Origin of the sequence: Cupriavidus taiwanensis (assembly GCF_900250115.1) — a bacterium.
Lineage (GTDB): Bacteria > Pseudomonadota > Gammaproteobacteria > Burkholderiales > Burkholderiaceae > Cupriavidus > Cupriavidus taiwanensis_B.
Window position 1 is genome coordinate 2,084,837 of record NZ_LT984804.1, and the last position, 12,786, is coordinate 2,097,622.

At 65.4% G+C, this 12,786-nt stretch carries 10 protein-coding genes; 5 read left to right on the plus strand and 5 right to left on the minus strand.

The annotated features are described in order from the left end of the window. The first annotated feature begins 1 nt into the window (after position 1). Positions 2-925, plus strand: a complete 924-nt coding sequence (locus CBM2586_RS26100) for an ABC transporter permease (protein WP_115690701.1) — start codon at positions 2-4, stop codon at positions 923-925. Next, on the plus strand, positions 925-2,565 hold the full coding sequence (locus CBM2586_RS26105; protein WP_115690703.1) for an ABC transporter ATP-binding protein: 1,641 nt from the start codon (positions 925-927) through the stop codon (positions 2,563-2,565). Before CBM2586_RS26100 ends, CBM2586_RS26105 begins: the two co-directional genes overlap by 1 nt. Positions 2,566-2,658: 93 nt before the next feature. On the opposite strand, the gene CBM2586_RS26110 is transcribed toward CBM2586_RS26105, so the two are convergent. Beyond that, positions 2,659-3,936, minus strand: coding sequence for an NAD(P)/FAD-dependent oxidoreductase (locus CBM2586_RS26110; RefSeq protein ID WP_115690705.1), 1,278 nt, complete (start codon positions 3,934-3,936; stop codon positions 2,659-2,661). 45 nt (positions 3,937-3,981) lie between these two features. After that, positions 3,982-4,656, minus strand: coding sequence for a haloacid dehalogenase type II (locus CBM2586_RS26115; RefSeq protein WP_115666395.1), 675 nt, complete (start codon positions 4,654-4,656; stop codon positions 3,982-3,984). A gap of 610 nt (positions 4,657-5,266) precedes the next feature. On the opposite strand from CBM2586_RS26115, the gene CBM2586_RS26120 reads away from it, so the two are divergent. The 3 genes from CBM2586_RS26120 to CBM2586_RS26130 all read left to right on the plus strand — a co-directional run bounded on the left by CBM2586_RS26120 (position 5,267) and on the right by CBM2586_RS26130 (position 8,535). Next, entirely contained in the window at positions 5,267-6,130 is an 864-nt protein-coding gene (locus CBM2586_RS26120) for a GNAT family N-acetyltransferase (RefSeq protein ID WP_115690707.1), read from the plus strand. A 440-nt stretch (positions 6,131-6,570) separates the two neighbouring features. After that, positions 6,571-7,953, plus strand: coding sequence for an aspartate aminotransferase family protein (locus CBM2586_RS26125; protein ID WP_115666393.1), 1,383 nt, complete (start codon positions 6,571-6,573; stop codon positions 7,951-7,953). A gap of 87 nt (positions 7,954-8,040) precedes the next feature. Then, complete coding sequence (locus CBM2586_RS26130; protein ID WP_115666392.1) at positions 8,041-8,535, plus strand: Lrp/AsnC family transcriptional regulator; 495 nt, start codon at positions 8,041-8,043, stop codon at positions 8,533-8,535. 188 nt (positions 8,536-8,723) lie between these two features. On the opposite strand, the gene CBM2586_RS26135 is transcribed toward CBM2586_RS26130, so the two are convergent. The 3 genes from CBM2586_RS26135 to CBM2586_RS26145 are packed head-to-tail and all read right to left on the minus strand — an operon-like array spanning position 8,724 to position 12,764. Beyond that, a complete protein-coding gene (locus CBM2586_RS26135; RefSeq protein ID WP_115666391.1) occupies positions 8,724-10,205 on the minus strand; it encodes an NAD-dependent succinate-semialdehyde dehydrogenase in 1,482 nt (493 codons plus the stop codon). A 25-nt stretch (positions 10,206-10,230) separates the two neighbouring features. Next, positions 10,231-11,883 (minus strand): ABC transporter ATP-binding protein, encoded by a 1,653-nt coding sequence (locus CBM2586_RS26140; protein WP_115690709.1) that lies wholly within the window; start codon positions 11,881-11,883, stop codon positions 10,231-10,233. After that, the gene (locus tag CBM2586_RS26145; protein ID WP_115691486.1) at positions 11,883-12,764 is read right to left on the minus strand and encodes an ABC transporter permease; all 882 of its coding nucleotides are present in this window, start codon (positions 12,762-12,764) and stop codon (positions 11,883-11,885) included. The genes CBM2586_RS26140 and CBM2586_RS26145 overlap by 1 nt, the downstream gene beginning before the upstream one ends. Positions 12,765-12,786 lie beyond the last annotated feature (22 nt).

A 12,786-nucleotide genomic window follows, 5' to 3' on the forward strand; every position in this document is an offset into this window, starting at 1 on the left:
CATGCAGGAGCCGCGCCCCGTGTCCACCACCACCAACACCACCCCGCTCGCCAGTGCCACCGGGGTCTCCCCGGCTGCGCCCGGCACTACCGATAAAAGCGGTGGCCGCCCGCGACGTCCCCGGTTAGGCATTAGCGGCTGGATCGGCTGCGTCATTCTTCTGGGCTGGCTGGTCGCCGCTATCTTCGGGCCGCTCCTGATCAACCCTGATGCAGCGGCCTCGGGCGAACTCCAGGTCTTCGCGCCGGTCAGCGCCCAGCACTGGCTCGGCACCGACTACATGGGCCGCGACATGCTCGCGCGCGTGCTGCTCGGCGCGCGCTACACCGTCTGCCTGGCGCTGGTCTCGACCCTGTGCGCCAGCGGCATCGGCATCACGCTGGCGCTGCTTGCCACCGTCAGCGGCCGCTGGATCGATGCCTGCCTGAGCCGCGGCCTCGATACGCTCACCGCGATCCCGAGCAAGATGTTCGCGCTGATCATGGTCGCCGCCTTCGGCTCCTCGGTGTGGATGCTCACCATCACCGCGGCCATCATCTACGTTCCCGGCGCGTATCGCATCGCGCGCTCGCTGGCGGTCAACATCAACGCGATGGACTACGTGACCGTCGCCCGCACGCGCGGCGAGGGCACCGCCTACATCATGCGCCAGGAGATCCTGCCCAATATCGTCGGCCCGATGCTGGCCGACCTGGGGCTGCGCTTCGTCTACGTCGTGCTGCTGCTCGCCAGCCTCAGCTTCCTCGGCCTGGGCATCCAGCCGCCCGAGGCCGACTGGGGTTCGCTGGTGCGCGAGAACATCGGCGCCCTCTCCGAGGGCAGCATGGCCGTGGTGGCGCCGGCGCTGGCCATCGCCAGCCTGACCATGGCGGTCAACCTGGTCATCGACAATCTGCCGGGCCGCTCGGCACGTGGGAGGAAATAATGGGCACGTCCGTAACAGTCAGCAATCTGCGCATCACCGCCGGCGCGGCGACCCTGGTCGACGGCGTCGACTTCGAGATCGAGCCGGGCAAGGTGCTGGCCCTGATCGGCGAATCCGGCTCGGGCAAGACCACCACCGCGCTCGCCCTGATGGGCTTTGCGCGCGACGGCTGCGAGATCGCCGGCAGCATCCGGGTGGGCGCCACCGACGTGCTGCGCCTGCCGCCGGGCGAGCAGCGCCGGCTGCGCGGGCGCAATATCACGTATATCGCGCAAAGCGCCGCGGCCTCGTTCAACCCGTCGCGCACCATCATGGACCAGGTGGTCGAGCCGGCGCTGATCCACCGCCTGATGGAGCGCAAGGCGGCCGAGCGCAAGGCGATCGCGCTGTTCCGTGAACTGGCGCTGCCCAATCCCGAGTCCATCGGCCAGCGCTATCCCCACCAGGTGTCCGGTGGCCAACTGCAGCGCCTGATGGCGGCCATGGCGCTGATCACCGATCCCGACCTGGTGATCCTGGACGAGCCGACCACGGCACTGGACGTGACCACGCAGGTCGAAGTGTTGCGCGTGTTCCGCCGCGCGGTGCGCGAGCGCCGCACCACCGCGGTCTATGTCAGCCACGACCTGGCCGTGGTGGCCCAGGTGGCCGACCATATCCTGGTGCTGCGCGATGGCAAGATGCGCGAGCTGGGCGAGACCGACCAGATCCTGTACCAGCCGGCCGACGACTACACCCGCTGCCTGCTGGCCGCGGCGCGCCCGGCCGAGCGTCCCGGCGCGCCGGTGGACCCGGACAAGAGCCCGCTGCTGCTCGAGGTGCGCGACCTGTCGGCCGGCTACGGCCCGCTCGATGCGCACGGGCAGCCCGCGGCGAAGATCCTGGAGGGGGTCGACCTGAAGCTGTACCGGGGCCAGGCCATCGGCGTGATCGGCGAGTCGGGCTCCGGCAAGACCACGCTGGCGCGGGCCGTCGCCGGGCTGGTGGCGCCGTGCCGCGGCAGCATCGCCTTCAACGGCCGCCCGCTGAAGCCGAGCGTGGCCGAGCGCAGCCGCGACGAGCTGCGCCGCATCCAGATCGTGTTCCAGATGGCCGATACCGCGCTCAATCCCGCGCGCACCATCCACGAGATCCTGGCCCGCCCGCTGCAGTTCTATCACGGCCTGCGCGGCGAAGCGCTGCGCGCGCGGATCCGCCAGCTGCTGGACCTGGTGCGGCTGCCGGCGGGCGTGGCGCAACGCACACCGGGCGGCCTCTCCGGCGGGCAGAAGCAGCGGGTGAACCTGGCCCGCGCGCTTGCCGCCGAGCCCGAGCTGATCCTGTGCGACGAGATCACCTCGGCGCTGGACACCGTGGTCGGCGCCGCCATCCTCGACCTGATGGCCGAGCTGCGCAAGGAACTGGGGGTCTCGTACCTCTTCATCAGCCACGACCTGCACACCGTGCGCGCGATCTGCGACGAGATCGTGGTGATGCAGCACGGCCGCAAGCTGACCCAGGTCGCGCACGCGGACTATGACCGGGGCCCGCATCATCCTTACTACGCCCTGCTGGCACGCTCGGTACCCGAACTGCGCCGCGGCTGGATCGATGAAGTCGACGTGCATATCGACGGCGCCGTTGCCACGGAGCCGGCTTGACGCATCCGGCGCTGCACGACAGTCGGGCATGTAATCCGCTCGCGAAACGCTACCCCGCGGTGGTCTCGGCCCGCCTGTGAGTAAAAGGTCGCGCTAATGCCGCCAGTCCTGCCATCGGTAGTACGCTCCAACGATCGGCAGGAACCATGGCTTACCGAAATGGCCGGGGATGGCTGGCCAATCCAGCTCTCGCCAGGGATTGCACTCCGGGCGGCCTGCCATCACATCGGCCATGACCTGTCCCATATGTACCGACATCTGCACGCCATGTCCGCTGTAGCCGACCGAGTAATACAGCCCGTCATGCTGCCCTGCGCGCGGCAGCCGGTCCGCGGTCATGTCGACCAGCCCGCCCCAGCAGTAGTCGATGCGTACGCCCCGCAACTCCGGAAAGATGACTTCCATCGCTGCCTGAAGGATACGGCCGCTCTTCTCGTCCGAGCGCGGATTCGACATCGCAAACCGTGCGCGTCCGCCAAACAGCAAACGGTTGTCGGGCGAGACGCGGAAGTAATTGCCGATGTGTTTCGAAGTCGTGTAACCACGGCGGTGCGGTAGCAGGCGATCGAGCAAGGCCTGGTCCAGTGGCTCCGTGCCGATGATGAAACTGCCCACGGATATCATGCGCCGCCGCAAGAACGAGAACGGTCCGGTGCCAGAGTTCCCCGTCGCCAGCAGCACTTGCTTCGCTTCGATCTGGCCGCGTGGACTGCTCAGGCGAAACGTACCGTCGGCCCGCCGCTCCATTTTCGTGACCGGCGCGCGCTCGTAGATACGCGCACCGTTGCGTGCCGCGGCTTCGGCAAGCCCGACGCCGAACTTGCCCATGTGCATTTGGGCGCTGGTTTTCTGCAGCAGTCCACCAAAAAAGCTGTCAGAACGGACTTCGTCCTGCAATTGGGACCGCGGCACCATCTCGACATGCGGATCGACCTCCCGGCGCAACACATCGCAGGCGCGTGCGAGCTTGTCGTAGTGCTCAGGCTTCGCCGCCAGCTTCAGCTTGCCGGCGCGCACAAAGTCACAAGCGATATCCTCTCTGGCAATCACCATCTCGACGGTGTCGACAGCGGCGTCATAGGCCTGGTAAAACGCCCGGGCCCTGTCCACGCCAATCCGCTGGGCCAGCGACGCGAAGTCATGCGCGAGGCCGCTGTTGCAATGCCCGCCGTTGCGGCCAGACGCCTCGCCCACCACGCGGCCCGCCTCCAGCACGGTGACCGACGCCCCCCGCCTGGCGAGCGCCAGCGCGGCGGATAACCCGGTAAAACCCGCCCCGATTACCACGACGTCCGCGCGTCCCATGACGGGTCCTTGCGCCCCACCGACAAAGGCGGGTGCGGTATCGAGCCAATAGGATTCCAGTTTCATCTCGGGCTCCTGTCCTGGTGGCTTTCCGGGTGCACGCGCTACTCCTTACAGGCCCACGAGTGCCGGCAGACCGCTCAGGTCCTTGATTTCGTGGCAACCCCACACCGACCAGCTCGGCTCGTGGCCACGCGCGACGAAGGCCTTGTTCTTGATGCCGACATCGTCCGCCGACAAATGGTCGTAGCGCATGCTGGACGAAACGTGAAGCACGTCGTCGGGGGTGCATTCCAGCTGCTCGATCATGTACTCGAAAGCCCTCAGACGCGGCTTGTAGGCACCCGCCTGCTGTGCGGTATACACGCGGTGGAAAGGTGCGCCCAGCTTTTCGACACTGTACGGGATCTGCACGTCCATGGCGTTCGAAAAGATCACCAGCTGGTATTCCTTGGCCAGGCGTGCCAGCGCGTCCGGCACATCCTTGTGGGGCTGCCAGGTCGGCACGGCGTTGTAGAACTTCAGGCCTTCGTTGTCGCGGTACTCGATACCCCAGCGGCGGCAAAGGCGCTCCACCGAATTGCACAGCAACTCGTCATACGGACGCCAGTCGCCCATCACCTCATCCAGGCGATAGCGCGCGAAGTCAGTCGTGAACTGCTGCATATTCTCCGGCGCGATGCGGTCGGCAAAAAGCTCGCGTGCCAGATCCGCCATCTGGAAGTTGATCAGGGTGCCGTAGCAATCGAAGGAGATGTACTTGGGTCGCAGGGTGGTGGCGCTCATGTTTCAGGATTCCATTCAGGTTGATTCGTGCCTCGCTATGTGCAAAGCTCGCTCGGCGGCTCGCTACCGGACGTAATTTCATGCGCGCTGGCGGCATATACCGGACCGTCGCCTCCTGGAAACCATTAAATCATGTGGGGCCGGTATGGATGTCTCGTTGTCATGCCGCCCGGCCACATTATTCTTCGATTTAAAACCATCGCACAGCACGAGTTGCTGCGACCAGGAATCGCCCGTGTCGGCCCGTTCCATGCAAGTGGAATGATGGGGTCACAGCGTACGGTGAGGCACGCTTGCGGCGGCAGAAATCCGGACACTGATGGCAGCTTGTCTGCAGGGCCGACACCGCTGCGCGGTCGTGACGCCATCGCGCGCGGGTAGCCGGGCAGGGATTCGACAGAAGCACGATCTGCGGTCGGCCTGCCCGCAGACAGCACAACCTTCGGTTTGCCCCCGCCCTGCGCATCATCGTGTGGAATTGCATGGATCGGTCGAAACCCCCTCGAAGCTATGGCAACATTGTTCTTAACTACAGAGGCCTCGAACACAATCCCGCACGCTGTCAACGCAGAACTGGTTGCGGCGGCAGGCCAGGCAGATGAGGTAAAGCATGAAAGATCCGAATGGGAGCGGCACCGTCCACTTTCGCAGCATGAAGCCGGAAGACCTGCCGGACGTGCATAAGCTGTCCCTGGCCACGTTGTGGCCGCACCGCCTCGAGGACTGGAAGTTCATCCTCGAGATCGGCGAGGGGATCGTCGCGGAAGACGGGACGGGCATTATCGGCACGGTGATGTACTGGTTCCATGGCATGGACTACGCATGGCTGGGCATGACCATCGTCTCACCGGACCATCGCCATCAAGGACTCGGGCGCGATCTCGTCTCCCGGGCGCTGGTAGCAACCGGAGACCGAACAGTCCTGCTCCATACTACTGCGGATGGCGTACCGTTGTTCGAGAGCTTCGGCTTCCGGCCAACCGGCTGGGTACACCGGCACCAGGGCAGTGTCTTTCACTATCCGTTCGTGCCACTCAGTGCAGGCGAGCGCATCCGGCCCGTCAGCCCGCGGGACGAAGCCGCGCTAGCGGAGATGGCGAGCCGCTCCAGCGGCATGCCGCGCGCCACGGTGATCAAGCATTTGCTGACGGTCGCCGATATCGTCGCCATTGACCGGTACGGCGAATTGATTGCCTTCGCGGCACTGCGCAAGTTCGGCCACGGTTTCGTCATCGGGCCGGTGATCGCGCCCGATGTCGACCGCGCCAAGGCCTTGATCGCCCATTGGGCAGGCTCGCGTGCGGGCTCATTCGTGCGTGCCGACGTTCCCGAAACCAGCGGCTTGAGTTCCTGGCTTACCGACATGGGCCTGGTGCAGGTCGATGAAACGGTGCAGGCAATGGCGCGTGGCAAACCGCCGCTGCCAGATGCTTCGATCACCCGGTTCGCTTTGCTCAGCCAGTCGTTAGGCTAGGCGCTGCCCGAGCAGCGCTCCCCCTGCAGTTACAACAGCAGCCGCATGGCACCTCCCACTGGCGTGCCCGTGCGGGAGCCTGGCGTCATGCATCGCAAGGTTCGCGTACTGCCGACGCATGCCAGGCAGCGGATATCACATCCGATGCAAGCCAACCCCGGCTGACGAAAATGGCACCAAAGCCGTATCGCCAATTCGCTCGCTTTTCCCATCGGGATTGAGGCAAGTGGCGCTCGCTGCAGGATGCCAGCGGCATCGCAGCATAACGTGTTGAAAACCACGCGAAATTGCGGTTTCGCATGAGTTGGGAAGCCAGGTCCGATAGTTAATGCTACGCATCCGTGCCTAGAATGACTTGGCGTTCGTTCCCCGTGCACGACTCGGTTGACCACGATCGGTCTTGCCTGGCTGTGCAAGTTAGCCTTCCATATGGATTCCTCATGCAAATCGATTCCCTGATCGCATTAGACCGCGAACACCTGATTCACCCCCTGGTCAACTACCGCGCCCACGAACAACGTGGCGTCACCATTCTCGAATCAGGGCACGGCGCCTACTTGAAGGATGCACAAGGCAATGAGCTGCTCGATGCCTTCTCCGGCCTCTGGTGCGTCAACGTAGGCTATGGCCAGCAGAGCATTGTCCAGGCCGCCGCGGAGCAGATGGCCAAGCTGCCTTATGCCACCGGCTATTTCCACTTCGGCTCCGAGCCGGCGATCCGGCTTGCGGCACGCCTGGTCGAATTGGCGCCGCCCTCGCTTCGGCACGTGTACTTCACGCTCGGCGGTTCGGATGCGGACGATTCAGCGATCCGCTTCATTACGCACTACTTCAATTCGACAGGCCGGCCGCAGAAAAAGCAGTTCATTTCGCTCGAGCGTGGCTATCATGGTTCGTCGTCGCAAGGATCTGGGCTGACAGCGCTTTCGGTATTCCACAACAATTTCGATGTGCCGTTGCGCAACCAGCACAAGATTCCCTCGCCCTATCCTTACCGCAATCCTGTGGGCCCGGATCCGGAAGCCATCATCCGTGCGTCGGTGGAAGCCTTGCGATCCAAGGTGCGGGAACTGGGCGCGGACAATGTCGCCGCCTTCTTCTGCGAACCGATCCAGGGCTCCGGTGGCGTCATCGTTCCGCCCAAGGGCTGGCTCAAGGCAATGCGCATCGCGTGCCGCGAGTTGGGAATCCTGTTCGTCGTTGACGAGGTCATCACCGCGTTCGGCCGCACCGGTCCGATGTTCGCGTGCGAAGCCGAAGGCGTCGAGCCGGACCTGATGACGATTGCGAAGGGCTTGACCGCCGCTTACGCGCCGATGGGCGCGGTACTGATGTCGGATGAAGTGTACGCAGGCATCGCGGACGGTATGGCCAGCGGCGTTCCGGTGGGCCACGGCTATACCTATTCTGCACACCCTGTCAGCGCTGCCATCGGCCTGGAAGTGCTCCGGCTATACACGGAGGGCGGGCTGATCGCTAACGGTATTGCGCAAGCCCCGCACTTCGAGGAAGGCCTGCGCAGCCTGCTCAGCCACCCGCTGGTTGGCGAGGCGCGCAGCCGCGGGCTGCTCGGCGCGCTGGAACTGGTCAGTGACAAGTCCAGCAAAGAGCGCTTCAGCCCCTCGCTGAAGCTTCACGAGCGCATCACCGAGGTCGCCTACCGCAACAAAGTGGTATTCCGCGCCTTCGGCGACAACATCCTCGGCTTCGCGCCGGCGCTCTGCTATACCGCGGCCGATTTCGAGCTGCTGTTCGCCCGTTTGAAAAAGACGCTGGATGAAGTGCTGGCCCAACCCGAAGTCCGGGCGGCCGTCAAGCAGTAAGTCTATTTGCGCCAATGTCCCCGTAGTGTCAACGCGGGGAATAGTCCTGCTAACGTACCTGAATGACGAGACTGGCGGAGGATCGCGATGTTTGACACGCCTAAACTGGATCGGATCGACATCTCTATCCTCAGCCATCTGCAACGTAACGGCCGTACCACCAACGTGGACCTGGCCGATGCGGTCGGGCTCTCGCCCAGCCCGTGCCTGATCCGCGTAAAGCGCCTGGAGAAAGCGGGCTACATCGGTGGATATGGCGCCCAACTCCGGCTGGAAAAACTGGGAAACATGCAGATCGTGTTTACCCAGGTAACACTATCCGATCACCGTCGCGAGGACTTCGCCAAATTCGAGGCTACGATTCGAGACATTGACGAGATCGTCGAATGCCACCTGGTGAGCGGCGGCTTCGATTACATGCTGAAGTTCGTGACATGCGGCGTGGCGCACTACCAGAGCATTGTCGAGGATGTGCTCAGGCAGAACGTCAATATCGAGAAATACTTCAGTTATATCGTGATCAAGTCGTCGTTCGTCAAAGGCTATTATCCGATCACCAAGCTGCTTGCCGGACACGAATAGCCGGCCGCTCGACTCGCCCTATCCGGCCTTACCTCGCCATGCCGGCCTGTCACGTTTTTCGACGACGAGCGCCGCGGGTCGTGTAATGCCTTCCCCCTTCTCTCCAGCCTTGGCAAATCGCCTGCTTGCCGCCGTCCAAGGCAAAACGGCCGGCTTGCGCCGGCCGCCCTGGTAACAGAGGCAGCGCCTCAGTCCAGCTGGCCCTGGCACACGTACTTGATGTGCATGTACTCGTCCATGCCATGGCGAGACCCCTCGCGCCCATAGCCCGAGTCTTTCACCCCGCCGAACGGCGCCGCTTCCGCTGCCAGCGCGCCTTCGTTGATCCCGACAATGCCTGACTCGAGCGCATCGGCAAGGCGCCAGATCCGCCTCACGTCATTCGAGTAAAAATATGCCGCCAGGCCGAATGGTGTCGCATTGGCTGCCGCAACCACGTCGGCTTCTGTACTGAAGCGCGTCACCGGTGCGACCGGGCCAAAGGTCTCTTCATAAGAGCACTGCATGGAGGCATCGGCATCCACCAGCACGGTCGGGGCATAGTAGTTGGGACCCGGGCATTCGGCGTTGCGGATGCGTTTTCCACCCACGACAACGCGGGCGCCGCGGCTGACGGCTTCCTGCACGTGCCGCTCGATTTTCTCGACCGCGCGTGCATTGATCATGGGGCCGATCTGCGCCGCGGGATTGGTGGCAGGCCCTACGACCAGCGCTCCGACGCGGGCTGCGAGCTTGTCGACGAAGGCGTCATGCACCTTGTCCTGGACATAGATCCGGTTCGGGCAAACGCAGGTCTGCCCGCCGTTGCGGAACTTGGCAGCCATCAGGCCCTCGACGGCGGCGTCGAGATCGGCATCATCGAAGACGATGAACGGCGCATTGCCCCCGAGTTCAAGCGACAGCTTCTTGAGCGTATCGGCGGAGCGGCGCGCCAGGTGCTTGCCAACCGGGGTCGAGCCCGTAAAGGTGATCTTGCGCACCCGGGCATCGTCCAGCCAGACATCGACCACTTCGGCCGCCCGCTCGCGCGAGGCCGTGACGATGTTCAGCACCCCTGGCGGCACGCCCGCCTCTTCCGCGAGCCGTACCAGCGCCAGTGAGGTCAGCGGCGTATCCTCGGCCGGCTTGCAGACCACCGTGCAGCCTGCCGCCAGCGCCGGGGCAATCTTGCGTGCGATCATCGCAGCGGGGAAGTTCCAGGGGGTGATGGCGGCGATGACCCCGACCGGTTCACGCAGTGCCAGCATGCGGCGGCCCGGAACCGGTGCGGCAATCACATCGCCGTCCGCGCGCGTGGCCTCTTCGGCAAACCATTCGACATAGCTGGCGGCGTACAGGACCTCGCCTTTGCCCTCCGCCAGGGGCTTGCCCTGCTCGCGCGAGATCAGGCTGCCAAGGTCTTCGAGGTGGCTGACGATCAGGTCATTCCAGCGCTTGATGATCTGAGCGCGTTGCTTGGCCGGGGTCTTGCGCCAGGCGGGAAATGCGGCATGGGCGACGTCGACGGCGAGCCGGGCCTCGGCGGCGCCGCTGTCCGGTACGGATGCGAAGACCTCATCGGTGGCAGGATCCGACACGTCAAGTGTTCGCTGGTCCGCACCGCTACACCATTCGCCGCCGATATAGTTGCGGCCGGGAAGCAGACTCTGTTTCTGGAGGGGAAGAGGCATTGGAAAAATCTCCTTGATAACGGCGTTAGATTGCGGTGCTGGCAACGCCAGCGGGCTTGGCTTTTCTTCCATGCACGTCGACTTCATCGATCCAGCCGCGGCGCAGCTCGGGTACCGAGCGCGCCAGCAGGGCGTAGTAAGGATGATGCGGGCCCCGGTCATAGTCCGCGTGCGCGACCTGGGTCAGCTTGCGGCCGTGCTGCATCACCACGATCTCGTCGCAGATCGCGCGCACGGTGTGCAGGTCGTGGCTGATGAAGAGGTACGAGACCCCCAGTTCCTTGCGCAGCTCGGCCATCAGGTCGAGGATGGCGGCGCCGACCACGGTGTCCAGCGCCGAGGTGATCTCGTCGCACAGGATCAGCTCGGGCTCGGCGGCAAGCGCGCGGGCCAGGTTCACCCGCTGCTTCTGCCCGCCGGAGAGGCCGCCCGGCGTGCGCTGCGCCACGCCCGCCGGCAGCCGCACCAGGTCCAGCAGCTGGCGGATCCGCGCGCGCAGCGCTTCGCCGCGCAGGCCGTGATAGAACTGCAGCGGGCGGGCCAGGATCTCGTGGATGGTGCGCGCGGGATTGAGCGCGGTATCGGCCATCTGGAACACGATCTGGATGCGGCGCAGCTCGTCGCGGCTGCGCTCGGCCACGCTCGGCTTCAGCGCGCGGCCGTTGAAGGCGATGCTGCCGCGGCACGGCGCCACCAGCCCGGCGACGGCCCGCGCCAGCGTGGTCTTGCCGGAGCCCGACTCGCCGATCACGCCGATGGCCTGGCCCCGGTACAGCTTCAGGTCGACCCCCTCCAGGATCTTCGCCGCGGGCTGCCCGTGCGCATCGAGCGGGCCGTAGCCGGCCGACAGGTCGCGCACCTCGAGCAGCAGCGGGCTCTTGTCCGGGTCCACCGGCGCGCCGGGGCGCTCGGCCGGGCGCGCCGCGGCCAGCAGGCAGCGGGTGTAGTCGTCGGCCGGCTGGTACAGGATCTGGTCGGTCTCGCCCAGCTCGCGCATCTTGCCATCGCGCAGCACCAGGATATGGTCGGCCACCTGGGCCACCACGGCCAGGTCGTGGCTGACATAGACCGCGGTGGTGCGGCGCTCGCGCACCGCGCGGCGGAACACGCGCAGCACTTCGACCTGCGTGGTCACGTCCAGTGCCGTGGTCGGCTCGTCCAGGATCACCAGGTCGGGATCGGTGATCAGCGCCATGGCCGCCATCAGGCGCTGTAGCTGCCCACCGGACACCTGGTGGGGATAGCGCTGGCCGATGGACTCGGGATTGGGCAGCGCCAGTTCACGGAACAGCGCGATCGCCTTGCGCTCGGCCGCCTTGCGCTCCATCAGGCGGTGGATCAGCGCCGGCTCGACCACCTGGTCCATGATGGTGCGCGACGGGTTGAACGAGGCCGCGGCGCTTTGCGCGATATACGTGATGTTGCGCCCGCGCAGCCGGCGCTGCTCGCCCGGCGGCAGGCGCAGCACGTCGGTGGCGCCCACCCGGATGCTGCCGGCGATCTCGCAGCCGTCGCGCGCAAAGCCCATCAGGGCGAGCGCGGTGGTGGTCTTGCCCGAGCCGGATTCGCCGATCAGGGCCAGCACCTTGCCCGGCTCGATCTCGAAGTCGACGCCGTCGACCAGGGTCGCCGCGCCGGCGGTGATGCGCAGATTGCTGACTGTTACGGACGTGCCCATTATTTCCTCCCACGTGCCGAGCGGCCCGGCAGATTGTCGATGACCAGGTTGACCGCCATGGTCAGGCTGGCGATGGCCAGCGCCGGCGCCACCACGGCCATGCTGCCCTCGGAGAGGGCGCCGATGTTCTCGCGCACCAGCGAACCCCAGTCGGCCTCGGGCGGCTGGATGCCCAGGCCGAGGAAGCTGAGGCTGGCGAGCAGCAGCACGACGTAGACGAAGCGCAGCCCCAGGTCGGCCAGCATCGGGCCGACGATATTGGGCAGGATCTCCTGGCGCATGATGTAGGCGGTGCCCTCGCCGCGCGTGCGGGCGACGGTCACGTAGTCCATCGCGTTGATGTTGACCGCCAGCGAGCGCGCGATGCGATACGCGCCGGGAACGTAGATGATGGCCGCGGTGATGGTGAGCATCCACACCGAGGAGCCGAAGGCGGCGACCATGATCAGCGCGAACATCTTGCTCGGGATCGCGGTGAGCGTATCGAGGCCGCGGCTCAGGCAGGCATCGATCCAGCGGCCGCTGACGGTGGCAAGCAGCGCGAGCGTGATGCCGATGCCGCTGGCGCACAGGGTCGAGACCAACGCCAGGCAGACGGTGTAGCGCGCGCCGAGCAGCACGCGCGCAAGCATGTCGCGGCCCATGTAGTCGGTGCCGAGCCAGTGCTGGGCGCTGACCGGCGCGAAGACCTGGAGTTCGCCCGAGGCCGCTGCATCAGGGTTGATCAGGAGCGGCCCGAAGATAGCGGCGACCAGCCAGCCCAGAAGAATGACGCAGCCGATCCAGCCGGTGAGGCCTAAGCGGGGCAGGCGCGGGTGGCGACGGCGCGTTGCGGCTGTGCCGAGGGTGACCGGCGCTTGTGTGTTGGAAGTTGGGGACATGAATTGCGGCTCCTGCTTGGCG